We start from the raw sequence: 19,394 nt of genomic DNA, 5'->3' as shown, positions 1-19,394 counted from the left end.
AGCCTTATCAGACTTATGCAATGGTGTGCGCATGAGCCCAGATGATGACCGCGACGCCGGTCCCAGCACCGCCCTCGACCGTTACACAGGCGACCAGTTGGCCCGGGCCGAAGGCTGGGCAACGCTCCCGGCCGACGAGCTCAAACGCCGCGCATCCAAGGCCGCCGCCGAGCGGGATCCGGACGAGCTGTGGGCGCTCGTCGAAGCGTACCTATTCCTGCACGGCTCCAAGGGCGCGCGCGTCAGTCAACACACGCTGCGCACCTATAGGCGCGGCGTACTGGACCTGCTGGCCGCGTGGCAAGGTGAAAACCTGTTGCGCCCGAGCCGTGATGCGGGCGTCTTGTACCTGAGGCGGCTAGAATCAGGCATCTCTCCAGGCGGTAAGCGCGCCAAGGTGCCCTCGCCGGCCACGTTACAAGTGAAGCTGTCGGCCGCGCGGACGCTCTACAAGGCCCTCAGGTGGTCGCAGGCCACCGAAGCGCGGCCATTCGAGGACGTCAGCGCGGGCAAGGACCCGACGCCTGCTTGGGAGAAACGCCGACCCTACCGGGACTCCGAGGTCGAAGCCCTGCTAGAGCTGGCCGAACCCGCCGAACGCGTCATGGTCCTCTTGGGCGCGCACGCCGGCCTGCGTATCGGCGAGATGAGCGACCTGCGGTGGACCGATCTCGAGCTGGAGCGTGGCACGCTGCGCGTACGGTCCGGCAAGGGCGGAAAGGCCGCAGACGTCAGCGTCACGCGGCGCCTCGCCGAGGCGCTGGCGGTGCTCGCGAACAGCCCGGAGACGCCCAATCGGCAACGTGCCCACGACCGCGTACTTCCTTGGGCTGCGGATCATGCCCGGAGGCGCTTCCGGAGGCTATGCGCGCGAGCCGGCGTGAAGTACCAAGGCGCAGCCGTTCATGGATTGAGACATAGTGCCGGCACAAGATATTACCAACAGACGAATGACCTTGGGCGCGTGGCGGCGCACTTGCGCCATGCAGACATCCAAACCACGCGCATATACGCGAAGATAGACACCGAAGCGATCAGCGACGACATCGAAGATTGGTGAACCGGGTCCGAGCCCGAACTGCCGTTCAGAGGCATCTCCCCCACTTACAAGGCCTCTCCCCCGCCTAGGTCAGCGGCTCGTGCCCGAACGGCGCAGAAGTACGCCGGCCGCCAAGGCGGCCACGGCGGCACCGGCCAGTATGACCAACGGACGCAACGAACCGCGTTCAGTGGCGGCAGGTTCGCCTGCTTGGGCCCCAGCGCGTGAGCGAGTCGTGGGGCGTAGCAGTCGGAGAAGCCCCGACGTCGCCCTCAGGGCCGCAACGGTCCCGGTCGCCGGCGCGGCCGCCGCACGCAATCGCGCCTTCGCACGATCTACTTCCGAGAGCTCTTCCTGTTCGCGAACCACAGCAGACCTCCTCCCAGAATGAGAAGCAGTGCGCCGCACGCCACGGTGGCCCACGCCTGCCCCCAGACCGGCGCAAGAGCCAGGTACAGCGCCCAGCCGAAGAGGGCGAACGCCAGTGTGAGCAGGAGGGCGCCGCCCGCGCTAAGGGCGAGCTTCGTGGCCGCGGCCACGAGACCCTTGCGGGCCGCGCGCCCTTCGGCTTCGAGCAGCCCCAAGAAAGCGATGGCGTAGTCGGTGAACCGTTCAAGCATCGGCTACCGCAGTCCTATTTTCGGCCCAATAACCAGCCGACCGCTAATCCGACCCCGAACACCGTGAGAACGGAAGCTACCGGGCGCTCCTCGATCTTGCTCTCGACGCCATGGAGCACTTTCTCCCCCGACTCCACCGCGCCGCTAGCCACGCCCTGAAGCTTCGATATCAGTCGTTCGGCTTCCTTCTCAAGCTTGCTCCGGAGCGCATCGACCTCGTCACCGGCGAGCCTACCCCCGCTCTTGGCGACGTCTTGCACGTCCTTCTGCAGGTCCTTCAAGGCTTTCTTGAGTTCATCGAGTTCCTTGGCAACATCACGCTCGGCCATGTTCTTACCTCCTTGGGTTCAGCCACCAGCGACGAGCACGTTCGCCTGCCTGGCGGCTAGAGCTTGTCGAGCCAATCGTCGACCTGGCGCTTTGCCTGTTCCTTGGTAATGCCGTAGCGCTCCTGAATGCGGCCTTCCAGCCGCTCCAGGTTGCCTTCGGCCTTGTCCAGGTCGTCGTCGGTGAGCTTGCCCCAACGCTGACGTACTGTTCCCTTGAGCTGCTTCCATCTTCCCGCAACTTGGTCTCGGTTCATCCGTAGCTCCTTCCGAGGTCGGTGGCGCACGGACCGGCTGCTTGCGGCGGTCCGTTCAGGCCTTTGGCCTCAGTAATCCAGCGATCAGGGAGATCACGAAGATGATGGCGAAGATGTAGAAGAGGACTTTGGCGATGCCGGCTGCGCTGGCGGCGATGCCGCCAAATCCGAACAGCGCCGCGATGATCGCGATGATCAGAAAGATGACTGCCCAGCGTAGCATGTCGTTGTTCCCTCCATCTGCGCGTCTTGCGCGCTAAGTAAGACTAGCGCCTTCCCATTGCGAGTCAGCCGCAGTGCGCACATTCTTGGAGTTGGCGGCCCGCACTCGGAGTGCGAACCAATGCAGTTCTTGCTGAGAAGGAGTATTAGCGGAGAGGGTACTGCGCGCTAGCATGTCGCTGTTGCTCCGGTGTGCCGAATAGTACCGGCACATTACACTTCGGCCCGCAGCGGCTGCGGCGTAACGCTGACGAACGAGGCTCGCCGGCGCGCCCGCAACCGGGTCTCCCGCCGAAGCTAGCGGAGCCGGCACAGTGGAGCCAGCGAGGGGCAGACCCGCGTGTAGTCAGGCTGATCCCGCGGGCGGACCCGGTGCGCCGACGACGACGTCAGCCCCAAGAAACCACACTTCCGCTAATGATCCGTTGCACCCCGGTGGGGCCCAAGACCAGAAGCGAGCCCGAAGCGTCGACGCCGTGGGCCACCCCAGCCACCTCGCCTGCGGCCGTGGCTACTACGACTTGCATTCCTGTGAGAAGGTCCAAAGCCGCGTACCGGTCGGTCAGCCGACGGTTGCCGGCCTGAGCGCTGTTCCCTGCCGGCAGGGCCTCAGATCGCGCCGATGCCGGATCGCCCTCACCTGCGCCGGGCGGCTCCACGTCGCGGGCGGCTTCGCCCAGCACGAGGTCCTCCAGCCCGCGCCTGGCACCGGCGAGGGCGAGATCGCCCACCGTGCTCACGTCCCAGCCTCCGAGGGCCCGCGCGCCGGCCGGCACCTCGTTCGCCACGTTGATTCCGATGCCCACGACCAGGTGCCCACGCACGTACTCGCTGAGCACACCGCCCAACTTGCCGTCCGCCAGGTAGAGATCGTTCGGCCACTTCACCTTCACTGGCGCGCCCGCGGCGCAAAGCGCCTCGGCGATGCCGATGGCTACCGCCAGCGCGGTGTAGGTGCGCCTCAACTGCCCGGTCGGGTCGGCAAAGGCAACGCTCTGATAGCTCCCGCCGGGCGGTCCGGTCCAGCGCTTACCCTGCCTGCCCAGGCCGGCGGTCTGTTCTCGCGCGCGAACCACCAGGCCGTCCACGCCCTCACCCCGCCGGACGCGCTCCTTCAGCAGCTGCTGGGTGGACGGCAGCGACGCATACGTTTCGGTCCTCACGGTGTGGAGCCGCGGCCGATTCTCACCGCTCCCGCTCACCGGGACTCACCGGGCCAGGTCACCGGGACTCACCGCTCCGGGCCAGCGGGTCTCACCATTGCCCGCTCATCGCAGCGCGCCGGCGGCCTCACTTGCCGCTTCTTCACGCCTGATGCTGAACACGCGGCTTACACCCTGCTCGGAGGTGATGCCCCACAACGTCTCGGCGATCTCGAAGGTGGCCTTCTGGTGCGTTATCAGCACGAACTGTGTGCCCTCTGCGGCCAGGCGGCGCACGAAGGAGCCGTAACGCCGGATGTTCGCTTCGTCAAGCGGCGCGTCCACCTCGTCCAGTACCGCCACGGGCAGGCCGCCCGCGTCGTCGGCTATGAGGGAGAAGAGGAATGCCAGTGCGCCCATCGTCCGCTCCCCTACCGAGAGGAGGTGCAGTGACTGCGTCTGTTTGCCTGGTGGCTGAAGCCGGATGCGCAAGCCGGTGGGCCGGTTGCCCTCGGCCTCGACCTCGATGCCGCCCTGGCCACCCTCGCCGAAGAGCTGCCGTACGTGGCCGCTGAACGACGCCTGGAGGCGCTGCAGCGCGGCGTTCAGGCGCGCGCTGGTCTCCTTGTCGATGCGCTCGAGGGCCGCCTGGAGTTCAGTGACGGCGAGCGCGGCCTGGACGGCCTCGACCTCGAGGTTCTCCTTGCGCTCGACCACTTCGGCTAGGTCGGTCACCGCCCTGTGGTTGACGGCGCCCAGCGCCTCGAGCGCCTCGGAGACCTCACGCAAACGGGCGCGGGCGGCGCGCTCGCTCACGTCCACCAGCTCGATGCCCGGGGAGAACGACCGCAGCTCTTCCTGGGCCAACTCCAGCGCCGTCTCGCGCCTCGCGGCCTGCACCTTGGACTCTTCGAGCTCCTGCGCGCGGCGCGCTTGGGCCTCGGTCTCGGCGGTCAGTAGCGCCTCGGTCGTCGAGAGCGCCTTGCGCGCCTCGGCGAGGGCACCCTCTTCCGGTGTTAGGTCGGCGGGGACGGCAGACTTAGCGAGGTCACGCGCAGCGGTGGCCTCCGTCAGCTCCCGCGCCAGCACGGCGCCACTCTCGGCCATCAGTTCTATCTCGGCCCGGAACTGTTCAGCGCGCTCTTCTCCGGCGGCGAACCTTGCGCGGGCTTCGGCGTACAGGCGCCACCGCTCCTCGCTCATGCTCACGGCCTGTTGGGCCTCGGCAGCAGCCAGGCGCCGCTCTTCGAGCTTGGAACGTGCCTTCTCCAACGCGGCCACGGCCTCGGTCAACCCGGCTTCGGCCGTGGCAACCGCCTCCGCAAGGTCGCTCCCGTCACCGGCAGGGCGTTCGGGCAACGCCTCGAGGTCGGCCCGCAACTGCCGGCGGCGCGCGCTCAAGTCGGCGTGGAGGCTGTCGCGGCCGGCGCGACGCTCACGTGCGGCGGCCAGTGCCTGTGCTGCAGCGCGGTGTTCCTCGGTCACGGTCTGAAGTTCGGCCAGAAGGCCGCGCGCGAGGGCCTGCTCCGTCGCGAGCCTCGTGGCGGCCTCCTCCGCGCTCGCCGAGCTGGCCGCAGCCGCGGCCTCCGCCTCTTCGAGTTCCGCCGCGGCACCCAGCACCGCGGCGTGTTGGGAACGCTTGCCGCCGCTCATGGCGCCGGTGGGCTCGACGATCTCGCCTTCTCGAGTCACGAGCCGTGGGCGGCCGCCGGGTAGCTTGGCTATGGCGGTTGCCGCGTCCAGGTCGCTGACAACCAGGGTGCCACCCAGGAGCATCTCGAAGAGTGTCTCGTAGCGCGGGTCGCTCACGATGAGGTCGGTGGCGGGAGCGACCACGCCGGGCATACCGCCGGCGCTTCCGAGTCCACGGTTGGGTTGTGCCCTCAAGAGGTCGAGGGGCAGCACGGTAACGAAGCCCCCCGCCTGCCGCACGTGGCGCAGGACCGCCTGGGCGGTGCCGGCGTCGTCCACTACCACGTACTCGGCGCGCCTGCCGAGGGCCGCCCCGATGGCCTCCTGGTGTTCGGGAGCCACGCTCAAGAGGTCGGCGACGGCGCCGATTACGCCGGCGATGCCGGAGTCGAGCGCGTTGCGGGGCCCCTGCGCGAACCCCCTGCGAGCCTCGAACGCCTGACGACTGCGGGAGGCGGCGCGGCCGCGCGACATGGCCTCGGCCGCTGCCAGCGCGTGCCGCTCGTGAGCGCTCTGCAGGGCGGCTCGGTGGGCCTCCAGGCGGGACTCGGCCGCGGCCAACCGTTCGCCGGCCGAGGCCTGCCTCTCCGCCAGCCCCGTCAGGTCGTCCTCCGTGTCCTGATCGAGCGAACCGAGTTGTGCCTCCACTTGCGCGAGACTAGTTTGGACCGCCTCGCGCCTCGAGGCGAGGCCGGCGGTCTCGCGCTCGAACGTCACGTAGGCGGCGCGCAGTCGCTCGAACTCCGCGCGGTGGGCCCGCTCGACCTCCGCTGCGGTGGACAACTCCTCGGCCGCCTCGCGCTCCGAGCTCGAGGTTTCCGCGGCACGCTCGGCCACCTCCCGCGGCGACTCGTCGGGGGGCGCGGGTGGGGTGGCTTGGGCCAACTTCTCCAGTTCGGCCTTGGCAGAGCCAGTCCTCGAGTCGAGGGCGGCGCTCCGCTCGCTTAGGCGCGCCAGGCGTTCCTCGGCAACGCGCAGGTTGCCACGGCGGTACTCCAGCTGCGCGGCGGCCTCCCGGTAACGCTCCTCGGCCCGGTCACGGTCGCCGGCTGCAGCCTTGCCCACCTCGCGCAGGTCCGCGAGCCTCTCACGACCCTCCACCAACGAGGCCTCGAGCAGACCGCGCTTCGTCTCGAGGGCCCGCAGTTCGGTAACGAGCGCGTTTTCGCGCAGGCTGGCCAGCGTGAACCTCAAGCTGAGGTGCTCTGCGCTCAGCGCGGAGTGCAGCCTGGCGCCTTCCGCCTCCGCCTCCAACTCCGAGCAGCGGCTCGCGAGCTCGTTGAGGACGTCCTCGAGGCGAACCAGGTGCTGCGCTGCGGTCTCGAGGCGCAGGACCGTCTGGTCGCGCCGGCCGGCCAGGCGTGCCACCCCTGCCGCCTCGGCAACGTAGTCGAGGAGCTTCTGCGGGTCCGCCATGAGAACCTGACTGACCTCACCCTGTCCGATGATCGCCAGGCCAGAGCGACCGAGACCGCTACCGGTGAGCGCCTCCTCGACGTCCAGGAGCCGAGCGCTGCGGCCGTTCAGGCGCAGGCGGGTGGTGCCCTCGCGGTCGATGCTACGGTAGACCTTGACACTGACGCGATCGTCCCTGAGTTCCACCTCGACCTCTGCGAGGCCCACGGAACGCTTCCCGCTGGCCCCATGGAAGATGAGGTCCGTCTTGTCCGCGGCGCGGAACTCTCGCGCTCGGCCGCCACCCGTCGTCCAGCGCAGGGCGTCGATCACGTTCGACTTGCCGGAGCCGTTCGGCCCGATGATGGCCGTCACGCCAGGCGCGAACTCGATGCTGACGCGGTTCCCGAAGCTCTTGAAACCCTGAAGGGTCAGCGACGCTAGGCGCACTCGATCAAACCCCTCACGCGCTCGCGCCTAGTCCTCGTCGTCTTGCGGACGCGGCAGGGCGCGGTTCTTCAGCGTGTCCAGGCGGTCGCGCAGCTGGCCCTGTAGGTTCGTGATCCGCCCCTCCATGCTCGCTTGCAGTTCGTCGAGGCGGTGCCTGAGGCGGATGATCTCCTCCACCCCGGCCAGGTTCACGCCGAGTTCTTGCGTCAGGCGCCTGATCTCGCGCAGCTGCTCGATGTTTCGCTGCGAATAGAGCCGCGTCTTGCCCGCGCTGCGGCTTGGTTCTATCAGGCCCTTACGCTCGTACAGGCGCAGCGTCTGCGGATGCATGTCGACGAGTTCGGCAGCCACGCTGATGACGTAGAGGGGCTTGTCCTGGTCGATGGCGCGTTGGTCGTCCACCGCTCCGCGTTCCTTATCCTGGGACTTGTCCGGCGCAACGTCATCTGCATCGTGGCCGCCGCCGCCGGCAGCGGCCGGCGCCAGCAACTCGTAGATACGTGACCAGCTCAACTGGGTTCGCCTCCTCCTGCAAGCTTACGAAACCAGCGGCCTGCCGCGCGAGCCGCACCTTCCAACCAAGAGAGTTCAAGGGTCAAGCGCAAGTCGCCCCTAATGCCACCGGACCCGGGCAATCCCTGACCCTTGACCAGGATCGTGGAACCGCCGGCGCTACCCGGGGGCACCTTGACGGGGACGCCGTCGAACATGGCGGTAGCGCCCCTCGAAGCCTCGAGCGGTGTGAGTACCAGCCGGCCGATCACATCGTTCCCGCGGGCCGTTGCGCCGACCGGCGGGACCCAACCGATCTGCACCAACACGTCACCTGGCGGGTTACCGGGCCCGCCCACACCGGCGAGGCGCAGCCTGCTGCCGACGCCCGCTCCGGCCGGCACCTTCACCTGCACCCTTGCACCGCCCCGCCGCACGCCGCGGCCGCCGCAATCCGGGCAGGCGGCGACGCTGGCAACCCTCGCACCGGCCTCGAACGGTCCCGGCGACCGGGCCCCGGCGGTGGCCGGGTCAAGGCGGCCCGTCCCCTTGCAGGTCGGGCAGACGCAGGGTCCAGGCACCGTCACCAGCTTCGAGGCGCCCGAATGGAGTTCGCCCAGGCTCAGGCCCAGCCTCAGCTCGTACGTCTGGCCGGCAACGAGCCCCGCTCCTCGGAGCATGCCCGCCATCATGCCGAACAGGGCGTCGAAGACGGCGTTACCGGTGTGAGGTACGCCTCCCCCACCACTCCAATCGACGTGGATGTCGGCCTCGCGGAAGACTTCCCTCCAATCGACGTTGCTGGTGTCGTGACGGTAGCCCGCCGGTCTCGTGGGTCCGTACCGGTCGTAACGAGCGCGCGACTCGGGGTCGCGAAGCACCGCGTACGCCTCCGAGAGCTCCTTGAAGCGTTCCTCGGCCACCTTGTCGCCGGGGTTGCGGTCCGGGTGGTACTGCAGGGCCTTCTGCCGATACGCAGCCTTCAGCGCGTCGGGCGTGGCGTCCTTGGTCACGCCTAAGACCTCGTACGGGTCGCGGGTGCTGGAACTCACAGCACTGAGCATACTTTGCTTGAGCGCTGGAGACTGAAGTCGTGGACGCCGGGCAACTGGTGATATCCTGATCGCTGGCCGAGCCCGCAGCAGTTCGCTCGCGCCAAGACGGGAGGTGAGGCGTGAACCGGAGTTCGAGGAAGCTATTCATGGCGTTGGCCCTTGCGGTGTTACTGGTAGGGGGCCTGTCGGCATGCCGTAACGAGACGCAGAACCGCATCAGGCGCAGCATCCAGGAGTACACCGCCCAGCGTATGTACATAACGGTCTATTCATACGACGGGAAGGTCGTGTTCAACGGCCTGGTCGATGGAAAAGTCACCCGGTCGGGCAACGCTTCCGAAGGCGGCACGGGCGCCGAGTCGCTCGGCGCTTATATCTACTGGTACGACGAGCGGGGCCGGTACCTGCAGACCGACCTCCCCTACCTCCTGACGAGCTACGACCGTAACGTCGACAAGGCGCCCTAGCGCGGCGCTGTCCCGGAACTCCCAACGCACGGTTAAGGGTCCGTGGGTCAAGGAGCGTCGAGGGAATGTCGCTCATTGCTAGACTCGTCAGAGAACGCAAGGAGGCCACATGAAACACAGAACCGTTGCTCTCGCCTTCGTGGCGCTGGCCGTCACCCTGCTCGCCACGGCGTGCACCGTGACCGTGCGGCCGGGGGGCTTCTCCGGCGGCGACCTCTCGCTCTCCGGAGTCATCCAGAACTTCGAGCCCACGCGCGGCCCTCGTTCCACGTATTACGTCGGTGAGGACGTCCAGTTCCGGCTCGTTACCAACCAGGCCGGGTACGTGACGCTCACGGCCCTTGACCCCGACGGCAAGGTCTACGTGTTCGAGCGAAACATCCCGGTGCAGGCCGGCACCACCTACCTGCCGCTACCCAACGCCCGGCACGTTTATTCGGTCAACCCGCCGGCCGGTTTGCAACGGGTGCGGGCGAGCTTCACGTCGCAGCGCACCGACGGTAGCGTCAGCTACTCCGGACGCTACGGCGCCGGCGAGTGGACGAGTGCCATCCAGATCGAGATCCGACCGTACCCGGTGCGCGACGTGGTGGAGACGTCCTTCTACATCCGCTGAGGCACGCCGCAAAACAACCAGCGAACGCTACTTTCGCGTCACGGCGCCGCCAACGGGCCGTGACGCTCTCTTGGTGGAGTACAATGCGAGGGCTGCGGCCGTGTGCGGCCGCGGCGCCCTTCGAAAGGAAACGCGACTTTGGCAGGACACAGCAAGTGGACCCAGATCAAGCGGAAGAAGGGTGCGCTCGACAAGCAGCGTGGCAAGGTCATCAGCAAGCATGTGCGGGCCATCCAGTCGGCCGTGCGCACAGGCAACAGCGGCGACCCAAGCGTCAACCTGCCGCTAAGGAACGCCTTGTCGGCGGCCAAGTCCGATAACGTGCCCGTCGACAACATCGACCGGGCCATCGAGCGTGCCTTAGGCGGCGGCGAGGGTGGAAACTTCGAGCCTGCCTTCTACGAGGGCTACGGACCCGCCGGAGTGGCCATGCTCGTCGAGACTCTCACCGACAACAAGAACCGCACCGCCGGCGAGGTCCGCCACGTGTTCACCAAGCACGGCGGCAACATGTCGGGTTCGACTGCGTGGCAGTTCGACACCAAGGGAATGATCACCGTCGACGACACGAGCAGCGCAGTAGAGGACGCCGCCATAGAACTGGGCGCCGACGACCTCGAGGTCGACGACGGCGTTTCGGTCATCTACACCCCGGCCGCCGAACTCTACGCGATCGTCGAGGGATTGCAAGCACGCGAGCTGCCCGTCGACGTTGTGCAGCTCACCAAGTTGCCGCAGACCCAGACGGTGTTGTCTGCCGCGGAATCCCGGAAAGTCATCACCTTCCTCGAGGCTCTCGAGGACCTCGACGACGTGCAGAACGTCTACACGACCGCCGACCTGAGCGACGTCGAGGACGACGTCGACGCCGTCGGCTAAGCCGAAGAAAGGGTGCGCATGAGCTTTCCGCTCGTCAGTTGGGACGACCTGCCTTCCATCGATGCCAACCAGATGCAACAACTGATAATGCTCGCTACCGGCAAGTTCGGGCTCGATAACCGCGTCTTGGTCGAGCACACGGCGCGCAACCTGGTTGCCCTCGTAGACGCTTTCGGCGGCGATGGACCCGTGTTGGTCGTCGCGGGCCGCGGCAATAACGGCAGCGGGGGCCTGGCGGCCGCCAGGCTGCTGGCGGCGCGTGGCCGCAGGGTCTGGGTAGTGCCGACCCACGAGGCCGAGAACTATTCGGGCACGCCGAAGGAGCAGCTGGAGCACCTCAGACACTTCGACCGTGCCAAGGTACGCACCAGCCTGCCGAAGATGAAGTTCGGGTGCGTCATAGACGCCGCCATCGGAACCAACTTGGAAGGCCCACCACGTGGCCGCACCCTGGACGTGATAACGGTGCTCAACAACCTCGCCGATAGCGTCGTCATCTCCCTCGACATGCCCACCGGCATGAGCGCCGACGACGGCAGTACTCCCGGAGACGTGGTTCACGCAACGCTGACGATGAGCATCGGGCTGCCCAAGGTCGGGGTCAAACCGGGTGGGAACGTCGGTCGGCTTTTCGTTGGCGACCTCAGCCTTCCCCCGGCCCTATACGAGAACCTGCAATTACCGCCCGTGAACCTGCCCGGATACGTTACCGAGGTCACGAGCTAGACCCGGCAACCGGGCTGGCGGCCGTACCGCCAGTTCGCTCAATCAGCCCGTGCATGCCTCGACGGAGCGTGCCCAGGTCGCCCTGCCCGCCGCCGCTGGTCGGCATAGGCGATCGCTAGCGTGATCAGCACCACCGCGGTGATGCCCGCGAAGCCGGCGATGAACGCCACCGACCAACTGCTCACCGCCAACGTGGCGAAGGCCAACGCGGTGATCATGGCGATGCCCATCGACGTGCCGATGCGCTGGCCCGTCTGCATGATGCCACCGGAACTTCCCGCGTACTCCAGCGGTACGTCGGCAAGCGTAAGCGTCTGGTTCGGGCTGATCACGGAGCCCTGCCCGATGCCGATGAAGCTCACGCTAAGCAGCAGCCACCACTCGCTCGCGAGCCCCTGCGACCTCAGCCAGACGACGACCATGCTCGCGACGAGGCCCAGGAGCGCGCTGTAGATGCCGATGATCACGACCTTCCGGCCATGCTTCACTACGTTCCTGCCGGCCAGCAGTGCCGAGAAGCCCGACACGATGGCGCTAGGCAGGCCCATGAGCCCGGTTTCCAGCGCCGTAAGGCCCAGGCCGTTCTGCAAGTAGAGGGCCAGGAGCACCCAGACGCTCGTGATGCCCACGAAGTACACGGTGATGAGCAGAGTGCCGTAGGAGAAGCTCGGCACTCTGAAGATGCCTAGATCGACCATGGGCCGGTGCCCAAGGCGCTTTTGGCGCCTCTCCCACCACAACCATAGAAGCACGAGCCCAACGCCGACGGGTATCGAGAACCAGATCCATGCGCCCGCCCTGGCCTCGACGAACGGGAGGAGCAGGGCCAGCACGGCGAAGCCGAGAAGCACTGCGCCCACCGGGTCGAGGTCACGGCTCTGCGTTCTCTCGCGGGCGTCTCGTGGCAGGTTCCTGTTGAGTAGCGGTCTGGGGAACCAGAGCAAGGCGAGCGCGATGGCCAGCATGCCTACGGGCACGTTGACGAAGAAGGTCCAGCGCCAGCCGTGCTCCACGCCGCCGGCATGGATGAGCAAGCCGCCGAGGAGCGGCCCCACGGCGACCGACACCCCGACGGCGGCGCCGAAGATGGCGAAGGCGCGGGCACGTTCGGCGCCGCGGAAGTACTGCTGCACCATCCCAACCACTTGGGGGCTGATGAGGCCAGAGCCGATCCCTTGGAACGCTCGAGCGATGTTCAGCAGCGTTGCGTCCTGCGACAGCCCGGCGGCCATGGAAGAGAGCGTGAACAGCGCCACCCCGACGATGAACAGGGGGCCCCGGCCCAGGATGTCGCCGGCCCGGCCGGCGGTCACCAGGCCCACTCCGAACGTCAGGGCGTAGCCGGACAGGATCCACTGCAACTGAGCGTCTGTCGCCCCTAGCCCCAGCTGGATGGACGGCAGAGCCACGTTCACGATGCTCACGTCGATGAGAGACATGAACAACACGATCGAAAGCACCCCCAGGGTGCGCCACCTGTGGGGGTCAGGTACGTACGCCTTTAGCTGCTGGGGATCCTCGGGCACTCTTGATGTTAGCGCGGCGGCGTCAACACTGTGATGTCAGCTACTCGATCGCTTCCCGGCAGATGACCTCGCCCTCGGGCCGCAGGTTATCGCTGCGTCGAAGCCAAGCAATAGGCGCCGCTCCAACCGGGGCGGCGCCGAGTGTGATGGTGGTAGGCGCGGACAGGATTGAACTGTCGACCTCTACAGTGTCAGTGTAGCGCTCTCCCACTGAGCTACGCGCCTTTACGATCTGACTTCTACCGGTTGGGGCTCGCCGCCGACCGGGTGGGAAGTGGAGGCGCCGACCGGAATCGAACCGGTGAATCGAGGTTTTGCAGACCTCTGCCTTACCGCTTGGCTACGGCGCCAAGCCCAGAGAAGTTACCACGCCCCGTGAGGGGCGTCAACGACGCCCGAAACGCGTTTCGCTGCTCCACTAAGTGCTCCGACCACTCCGACTGTGCCGCGTGGACCGGCACCGTGGTCTCCCCCCATCCACAAGGTGAGCGTCACGGCCAAATTGCCCGACCTCACTACCTAACGCATGCTAGCCTCGAACTAACACCTGGACAGCAGCCGCAGGGCGCCATGTCCGTCTCTCGCGCCCATTGCGGCGCGGTTGGGAGTCGGCATGCACGTAACGATGGAGATCAGGCGCTACGATCCTGAACGTGATGAGAAGCCCCACTGGGAGACTTACGAGCTCGAGGCCGAACCCGCCGAGCGTGTGCTGGACCTGCTGAACCGGGTCAAGTGGGAGCAAGACGGGAGCCTGTCGTTCCGGCGTTCCTGCGGCCATGGGGTCTGCGGCTCCGATGCCATGCGCATAAATGGCTTCAACCACTTGGCGTGCAAGGTGCTCGCCAGGGACGTAGGTCCAAGGATCAAGATCCAACCCCTGGGCGCCTTCCCCGTCCTCAAGGATCTCATTGTCGACATGGACGGCTTTCTCGACCAGTACAAGGCGGTCCGCCCCTACCTGGTCCCTGCAGAGGGTGCAGTCCCTCCGCGAGAACGGCTCCAGAGCGGGGAGGAGCGCCGGGTGTTCGACGATACGACCAAATGTATCCTCTGCGCAGCCTGCACGAGCTCGTGTCCAATCTTCTGGACGAACGGCCGTTACATCGGACCCATGGCGATAGTGAACGCCCACCGTTTCATATTCGACTCGCGAGACGCGCACCCCGAGGCGCACCTGGAGGCCATGCGGCCGCCGGATGGCGTGTGGCGCTGCCGGAAGGCATATAACTGCACCGACTGTTGCCCGCGCGGTATCCGCATCACGGAGCACATCATCGAAGTGGAGCGCTTCATCGCTATGAGCGACGCCTAAGCTTGGACGCGGGCTGAACGCGGCGACCGAAGCGAGTAGCTGACGGAGATGTGGTGGGCGCCACCGCGAGCACGGAAAGTCCCGCCTGGTTCCCGGCGGCCGCGGTTCACCGCGGTAAGCTGAGCCAATGTCCAGCTCGGGGCCCCAGCGCTTCTCACACCTGCATCAACACACCGACTACTCGCTCCTGGACGGCGCTGCGCGCATCGAGGACCTGGTCTCCTGGGTCAAGCAGGTCTCCCCCGACGACCCCGCCGTGGCCATGACCGATCACGGCAACATGCATGGCGCCGTGCAGTTCTACAAGACGGCGGTCTCCATGGGGGTGAAGCCGATCATCGGCCTCGAGGCGTACGTCGCTTCCGGCTCACGCTTCGAGAAGCGCCGCGGCTCCAGCAAGCTCGACGGCGGCTACTTCCACCTCACGCTCCTGGCGAAGAACTTCAAGGGGTATCAGAACCTCTGCCGCCTGAGCAGCCGCGCCTACCTCGAGGGGTTCTACATGAAGCCTCGGGTCGACCTGGAGCTGTTGCGCGAGCACTCCGAAGGGGTCATCGCGCTGTCGGGTTGCCTCGGCGCCCAGATCCCCAGGACCATCCTCGACATCGGTCCCGACGCGGGCGAGCAGGCGCTCCTGCAGCACCTGAGCATCTTCGGTGACGACTTCTTCGTCGAACTGCAGAACCACGGCCTGGAGGAGCAACGGCTCCTCAACCCGATACTCAAGGAGTTCGCAGACAAGCACGGCATCGGGATGGTCGCCACCAACGACGGCCACTACGTGCATAAGGACGATGCCCACGCGCACGACGTCCTCCTGGCCATCGGCACCAAGTCGCTGGTGAGCGACGAGCACCGCATGCGGTTCCCCTGTGATGAGTTCTACGTCAAGACGCCTGCCGAGATGGCCGAGGCGCTGCCGGAGTCGGATTACCCCGGGGCGCTGGCCAACTCGAACCACGTGGCCGACCTCTGCAACGTCGACCTGCCGATAGGCTCCAAGCGCACCTACCAGATGCCCGAGCTGCCGCTGCCCGAGGGGCGCACCCTCGCGGAGCAGTTGCGGGTGGACTCCTACGAGGGCGTCATGCGGCGCTACCCCCAGGTAGACGAGGGCACGATGCGCGCGTATGCCGCGCTCGCCGGTTTCGCCCCCGCCGCTACCGCTCCAATGAACGAGGTCCTGCTAGGCCTTGCTCGTGCCGGGGAGGCCGGGCGCCGGCCCAAGGCGAACGGCGAGAACGTGTCGCGGTACGTCTATCCGCACCTCGCCGCGTTCGAGGAGTCGGACGCCAACGAGACCGCGAAGACGGTGCTTGCCCGGGTGGAGTTCGAACTGGGCGTCATCGTCTCGATGGATTTTCCCGACTACTTCCTGATCGTCGCCGACTTCATCAACTGGGCGAAGCGCAACGCTATTGCGGTCGGACCCGGCCGCGGTTCCGGCGCGGGGTCGATCGTGGCGTACGCGCTCGGCATCACGAACATCGACCCGCTGGCGTTCGGCCTCCTGTTCGAGCGCTTCCTCAACCCCGACCGCGTGAGCATGCCCGACTTCGACATCGACTTCTCCGACGTGAGGAGGGGCGAAGTCATCGACTACGTGCGGGAGAAGTACGGCCACGACAAGGTGGCTCACATCGCGACGTTCGGGACCCTCGCGTCGCGTGCCGCCATCAAGGACGCTGCTCGCGTCATGGACGCGCCGTTCGCGGCGGCCGACAAGATCGCCAAGCTGATCCCCCTGCACTACGGCCGCAGCATCTCCATCGACAAGGCCCTGAGTGAGGTGCCCGAACTGAAGGAGGCCTACGAGCAGGGCGGCAACGAGTACATCGACGTGGCACGGCAGCTCGAGGGCCTGACGCGCCACGCCTCGGTGCACGCGGCCGGGGTCATCATCGCGCGGCACGAGGTTCAGGAGCTGGCGCCGGTCTTCAAGGTCGGCGACGGCCCCGTCGTGTGCCAGTACGACATGGGCTCGATCGAGGAGCTCGGGTTCCTCAAGATGGACTTCCTCGGACTGCGCACCCTGTCGTTCATCGAGGCCGCCGTTCGCATCGTCAAGGAATCGCGCGGCGTGACCTTGGACCCCGACTCGTTCCCGGCCGACGACGAGGAGACGTTCGCATTGCTCGCGAGGGGCGAGTCGTCGGGCGTCTTCCAGTTCGAAGGCTCGGGCATGATCGACACCCTCAAGCGGCTGCGGCCACGCCGGATCCACGACCTGATCGCGGTAGGGGCGCTCTTCCGGCCCGGCCCGATGGAGAACATCCCCACCTACATCCGGCGCCATCACGGCCAGGAACCGGTGGACTACTCCGACTTCCCCGACTCCGAGAAGCTTCTCGCGCCCATCCTGGCAGAGACCTACGGCATACCCGTGTACCAGGAACAGATCATGCAGATCGCGCAGTCCGTGGCCGGCTACTCGCTTGGCCAGGCCGACCTCCTGCGCCGCGCCATGGGCAAGAAGAAACTCGAGGAGATGGTCGAACAGCGCTCCGTGTTCCAGGAGGGCGCGGCGCAGCAGGGCATCGGCCAGGCCGAATCGGCGCGGATCTTCGACCTGCTCGAGCGCTTCGCCAACTACGGCTTCAACAAGTCGCACGCGGCCGCGTACGCCGTCCTGTCGTACCAGACCGCCTACCTCAAGGCGCACTACCCGGTCGAGTTCGCGGCGGCCCTCCTCACGGTGGAACGCGGCGACTCGGAGAAGGTCGCGCAGTACGTCGCCGACGCCCTTCACCTCGGTGTCGAGGTCCTGGCGCCCGACATCAACTCCTCACGCGGCGACTTCACCCCGGTGGGCGAGGTCGTGCGGTTCGGGCTCTACGGCATCAAGAACGTGGGCGACGGCGCGGTGGATCACGTTCTGGCCGAGCGCGACCGTGGGGGTCCATTCAAGGACCTCTTCGACCTGTGTAACCGCATAGACACGACCGTGGTGAACCGGCGCGCGCTCGAACACCTGATCAAGTCGGGGGCCATGGACTCGTTGGTAGCCGGCGCCGGCCGCGGAGCGGACCGCTCCGCCGCGGACACGGAGGCGCGCCACCTGCTTCTCGCCAACCTCGATACCGCCATGAAGTGGGGGGCGGCGCAACGCGAACAAGCGGCTCTTGGACAGTTCAGCCTCTTCGGTGCCGAACAAGTGCCACCGCCCCGGCTCGAGGACGCGCCGCCCATAGACCAACTGACGCTGCTGCGTTACGAGAAGGAGGCGCTGGGGCTCTACATCAGCGCTCACCCCATGAACTCGTACCCGGGCCTCGCCGACGCGGCGTCGGTGAGCGTGGACGGCATAGACCGCGCGTTCCGGGCGTTTCAGCAAGAGGTTCAGCAACCTGGTAAACCGCAGGGCGGCGGCCGCATGCGCCTCGTCCTGGCCGGGCTGCTGCAGAACGTCGTCAAGCGCCCCACGCGCAAGGGCGGCATGATGGCGCGCTTCGAGGTGGCGGACGAGTCCGGAGCTCGCGAGGTGCTGGCGTTCGGCCGCACCTTCGACTCCGTGGCGCCGCTGCTGGAGGAAGACGCGCCCGTCGTCGCGCTGGTCGAGCTCTCCGAGGAGGGCGAGGGCGTCAGGGCCATCGTCGAGCGCCTGATCCGGTGGGACACGAGGACGGCGTCCACGGGGGGCGCGCCCGAGGTCGCCGTGTTGAGCTTCGACATCGCTCAGGTGCCACGCGAGCAACTCCTCGAGCTCAGGTCCCTGATGGACGAACACTCGGGGCGGACGCCAGTGCGTTTGGACCTGAGGGTGGACGAGGAGCAGGTCCTGTACAGCCTCGCCGGGGCGGCCGTCGACCCGGACGCCCTCGACGAGCTACGGAGCAGTTGCCCGTGGCTGCAGGCAAGGTTGACGGTCGACCGCTTCGCGCTCCTGGCCGAGAAGTCGCAGGGGGCGTGGCAACAACGGAAGAACCAACCTCAGGAGGCCACCCCCTTCTGAGGCCGCTTCCGGCTCTCAGCTGGCGGCGCTCAGGTTGCGACCCACGTCCACCTGAGTGGCCGCCATCTTGAAGGCCTGGCTGCTGGTGGCGGAGGCGTAGCCGGTCTCGAAATCGATCACGCCCTCGGCGTAAAGCTCGCTCAGGTGGTCGTCGAACGACCGCATGCCGTCGAGGCGCGCCTCGCGCAGCACGTCGTAGAGCTCGGGGGTGCGGTCGGGGTCGCGGACGAGGTCCTTCACGCGTAGGGTCGCCTTAAGGATCTCGGTGGCGGCCACGCGGCCCTTCCCGCCGACCCGTGGGATGAGGCGCTGAGAGACCACGCCCACGAGCGACTCGGCGAACAGCACCCTTGCGGTGTCGCGCTCGTGCGGTGGGAACAGCTCCATGACGCGGTTGATGGTGCGCACGGAGTCCTGGGTGTGTAGCGTGCTGAACACGAGGTGACCGGTCTGCGCCGCGCTGATGGCGGCCGCGGCCGTGGCGTGGTCGCGGATCTCACCTATGAGGATGACGTCCGGATCCTGCCGCATGGCCGCCACCAGGGCCTCGGAGAACGACGGCGCGTCCATGCCCAGCTCGCGCTGGACGACGATCGAGCTCCGCGAGCGGTGAAGGTACTCGATCGGGTCCTCGACCGTGACGATCATCTTGGCGTGCTTGACGTTGATCTCGTGCACGATGCGCGAGAGGGTCGTCGACTTACCGGAACCGGTGGGGCCGGTCACCAGCACGAGTCCCTTCTCCTGGTCGCGGAAGTACTCGATGGTCTCCTGCGGCAGGTTGACCACCCCGAGCGACTCCTCGCTGGAGTTGATCACGCGCAGCACGGCGCTGACGCTGCCGCGTTGCCTGAACAGGTTCACGCGGAAGCGGCCCAGGCCGGCGACCGAGTAGGCGAGGTCGACCTGGTACTTGGCCTCGAAAGTGGCCCGGTGAACGTCGTCGCACATGAGGTCGACGAGGGCGGCCGTGAACTTGGGCGTTATGCGGGCCTCGGTTACGGGCGTGAGCTTGCCGGCCACGCGGGCCATCGCCGGCAGTCCGACGTGGAGGTGGACGTCGGACGCCCCCAGCTCTACGATGCGTTGCAGCAGCTCGTTGAAGTGCATGAACCCACTGTATTCAGCGGCTCTTACGGCTTTCTGTCACGAGCTTGTGCACTACCCCACAACCTGCCCCGCGGCGCGTCACTCCTACGTTGCGGTCGTGAGACGCCAGCGGC

General features: G+C 67.0%; 17 protein-coding genes and 2 tRNA genes. 7 read left to right on the top strand and 12 right to left on the bottom strand.

Annotation, left to right across the window (positions count from 1 at the left end):
- The first annotated feature begins 31 nt into the window (after positions 1-31).
- The gene (locus tag ROY82_05980) at positions 32-1,060 is read left to right on the top strand and encodes a site-specific integrase (protein ID MDT3682009.1); all 1,029 of its coding nucleotides are present in this window, start codon (positions 32-34) and stop codon (positions 1,058-1,060) included.
- A gap of 314 nt (positions 1,061-1,374) precedes the next feature.
- Here the strand turns inward: ROY82_05980 and ROY82_05975 are convergent, their stop codons facing one another.
- From ROY82_05975 to ROY82_05940, 8 genes are all read right to left on the bottom strand, one after another.
- A complete protein-coding gene (locus ROY82_05975; GenBank protein ID MDT3682008.1) occupies positions 1,375-1,659 on the bottom strand; it encodes a hypothetical protein in 285 nt (94 codons plus the stop codon).
- Positions 1,660-1,673: 14 nt separating this feature from the next.
- Positions 1,674-1,988, bottom strand: coding sequence for a hypothetical protein (locus ROY82_05970; GenBank protein MDT3682007.1), 315 nt, complete (start codon positions 1,986-1,988; stop codon positions 1,674-1,676).
- 56 nt (positions 1,989-2,044) lie between these two features.
- On the bottom strand, positions 2,045-2,242 hold the full coding sequence (locus ROY82_05965) for a CsbD family protein (protein ID MDT3682006.1): 198 nt from the start codon (positions 2,240-2,242) through the stop codon (positions 2,045-2,047).
- Positions 2,243-2,297: 55 nt separating this feature from the next.
- On the bottom strand, positions 2,298-2,465 hold the full coding sequence (locus ROY82_05960) for a DUF1328 family protein (protein MDT3682005.1): 168 nt from the start codon (positions 2,463-2,465) through the stop codon (positions 2,298-2,300).
- Between the two features lie 388 nt (positions 2,466-2,853).
- Complete coding sequence (locus ROY82_05955) at positions 2,854-3,627, bottom strand: biotin--[acetyl-CoA-carboxylase] ligase (protein MDT3682004.1); 774 nt, start codon at positions 3,625-3,627, stop codon at positions 2,854-2,856.
- A 105-nt stretch (positions 3,628-3,732) separates the two neighbouring features.
- Positions 3,733-7,143: a chromosome segregation protein SMC gene (smc, locus tag ROY82_05950; GenBank protein ID MDT3682003.1), complete on the bottom strand. Its 3,411-nt coding sequence runs from the start codon at positions 7,141-7,143 to the stop codon at positions 3,733-3,735.
- Positions 7,144-7,170: 27 nt separating this feature from the next.
- On the bottom strand, positions 7,171-7,656 hold the full coding sequence (locus ROY82_05945) for a helix-turn-helix transcriptional regulator (GenBank protein ID MDT3682002.1): 486 nt from the start codon (positions 7,654-7,656) through the stop codon (positions 7,171-7,173).
- Positions 7,653-8,687 (bottom strand): DnaJ domain-containing protein, encoded by a 1,035-nt coding sequence (locus tag ROY82_05940; protein ID MDT3682001.1) that lies wholly within the window; start codon positions 8,685-8,687, stop codon positions 7,653-7,655. The genes ROY82_05945 and ROY82_05940 overlap by 4 nt, the downstream gene beginning before the upstream one ends.
- A gap of 149 nt (positions 8,688-8,836) precedes the next feature.
- Here ROY82_05940 and ROY82_05935 point away from each other — a divergent pair, with 149 nt between their 5' ends.
- The 4 genes from ROY82_05935 (at position 8,837) to ROY82_05920 (ending at position 11,378) form a co-directional block, all read left to right on the top strand.
- A complete protein-coding gene (locus ROY82_05935) occupies positions 8,837-9,157 on the top strand; it encodes a hypothetical protein (protein ID MDT3682000.1) in 321 nt (106 codons plus the stop codon).
- 109 nt (positions 9,158-9,266) lie between these two features.
- Complete coding sequence (locus ROY82_05930) at positions 9,267-9,773, top strand: DUF4384 domain-containing protein (protein ID MDT3681999.1); 507 nt, start codon at positions 9,267-9,269, stop codon at positions 9,771-9,773.
- A 138-nt stretch (positions 9,774-9,911) separates the two neighbouring features.
- Positions 9,912-10,652, top strand: coding sequence for a YebC/PmpR family DNA-binding transcriptional regulator (locus ROY82_05925; GenBank protein ID MDT3681998.1), 741 nt, complete (start codon positions 9,912-9,914; stop codon positions 10,650-10,652).
- An 18-nt stretch (positions 10,653-10,670) separates the two neighbouring features.
- The gene (locus ROY82_05920; protein MDT3681997.1) at positions 10,671-11,378 is read left to right on the top strand and encodes an NAD(P)H-hydrate epimerase; all 708 of its coding nucleotides are present in this window, start codon (positions 10,671-10,673) and stop codon (positions 11,376-11,378) included.
- A 38-nt stretch (positions 11,379-11,416) separates the two neighbouring features.
- Here the strand turns inward: ROY82_05920 and ROY82_05915 are convergent, their stop codons facing one another.
- The 3 genes from ROY82_05915 to ROY82_05905 all read right to left on the bottom strand — a co-directional run bounded on the left by ROY82_05915 (position 11,417) and on the right by ROY82_05905 (position 13,254).
- Positions 11,417-12,904, bottom strand: a complete 1,488-nt coding sequence (locus tag ROY82_05915) for an MFS transporter (protein MDT3681996.1) — start codon at positions 12,902-12,904, stop codon at positions 11,417-11,419.
- A 150-nt stretch (positions 12,905-13,054) separates the two neighbouring features.
- Positions 13,055-13,129: transfer RNA gene (locus ROY82_05910), tRNA-Val, on the bottom strand.
- A 50-nt stretch (positions 13,130-13,179) separates the two neighbouring features.
- A tRNA-Cys gene (locus ROY82_05905) sits at positions 13,180-13,254 on the bottom strand.
- 263 nt (positions 13,255-13,517) lie between these two features.
- On the opposite strand from ROY82_05905, the gene ROY82_05900 reads away from it, so the two are divergent.
- Both ROY82_05900 and dnaE read left to right on the top strand, forming a co-directional pair.
- Entirely contained in the window at positions 13,518-14,219 is a 702-nt protein-coding gene (locus ROY82_05900; GenBank protein ID MDT3681995.1) for a succinate dehydrogenase iron-sulfur subunit, read from the top strand.
- A gap of 127 nt (positions 14,220-14,346) precedes the next feature.
- A complete protein-coding gene (dnaE, locus tag ROY82_05895; GenBank protein ID MDT3681994.1) occupies positions 14,347-18,171 on the top strand; it encodes a DNA polymerase III subunit alpha in 3,825 nt (1,274 codons plus the stop codon).
- Between the two features lie 15 nt (positions 18,172-18,186).
- Here dnaE and ROY82_05890 read toward each other — a convergent pair whose 3' ends face one another.
- Positions 18,187-19,281, bottom strand: coding sequence for a PilT/PilU family type 4a pilus ATPase (locus tag ROY82_05890; GenBank protein ID MDT3681993.1), 1,095 nt, complete (start codon positions 19,279-19,281; stop codon positions 18,187-18,189).
- Positions 19,282-19,394 lie beyond the last annotated feature (113 nt).

Source organism: Truepera sp. (assembly GCA_032027045.1).
Taxonomy (GTDB): domain Bacteria; phylum Deinococcota; class Deinococci; order Deinococcales; family Trueperaceae; genus JAAYYF01.
Note: the sequence above shows the minus strand (reverse complement) of the source record. Positions and strands in the feature narration are given on the sequence as shown.

Excerpts from the sequence above, each read along its gene's own strand:
- ROY82_05980 (MDT3682009.1), top strand. The coding sequence starts at position 32 with ATGAGCCCAGATGATGACCGCGACGCCGGTCCCAGCACCGCCCTCGAC.
- ROY82_05975 (MDT3682008.1), bottom strand. The coding sequence starts at position 1,659 with ATGCTTGAACGGTTCACCGACTACGCCATCGCTTTCTTGGGGCTGCTC.
- ROY82_05970 (MDT3682007.1), bottom strand. The coding sequence starts at position 1,988 with ATGGCCGAGCGTGATGTTGCCAAGGAACTCGATGAACTCAAGAAAGCC.
- ROY82_05965 (MDT3682006.1), bottom strand. The coding sequence starts at position 2,242 with ATGAACCGAGACCAAGTTGCGGGAAGATGGAAGCAGCTCAAGGGAACA.
- ROY82_05960 (MDT3682005.1), bottom strand. The coding sequence starts at position 2,465 with ATGCTACGCTGGGCAGTCATCTTTCTGATCATCGCGATCATCGCGGCG.
- ROY82_05935 (MDT3682000.1), top strand. The coding sequence starts at position 8,837 with ATGGCGTTGGCCCTTGCGGTGTTACTGGTAGGGGGCCTGTCGGCATGC.
- ROY82_05930 (MDT3681999.1), top strand. The coding sequence starts at position 9,267 with ATGAAACACAGAACCGTTGCTCTCGCCTTCGTGGCGCTGGCCGTCACC.
- ROY82_05920 (MDT3681997.1), top strand. The coding sequence starts at position 10,671 with ATGAGCTTTCCGCTCGTCAGTTGGGACGACCTGCCTTCCATCGATGCC.
- ROY82_05900 (MDT3681995.1), top strand. The coding sequence starts at position 13,518 with ATGCACGTAACGATGGAGATCAGGCGCTACGATCCTGAACGTGATGAG.
- dnaE (MDT3681994.1), top strand. The coding sequence starts at position 14,347 with ATGTCCAGCTCGGGGCCCCAGCGCTTCTCACACCTGCATCAACACACC.
- ROY82_05890 (MDT3681993.1), bottom strand. The coding sequence starts at position 19,281 with ATGCACTTCAACGAGCTGCTGCAACGCATCGTAGAGCTGGGGGCGTCC.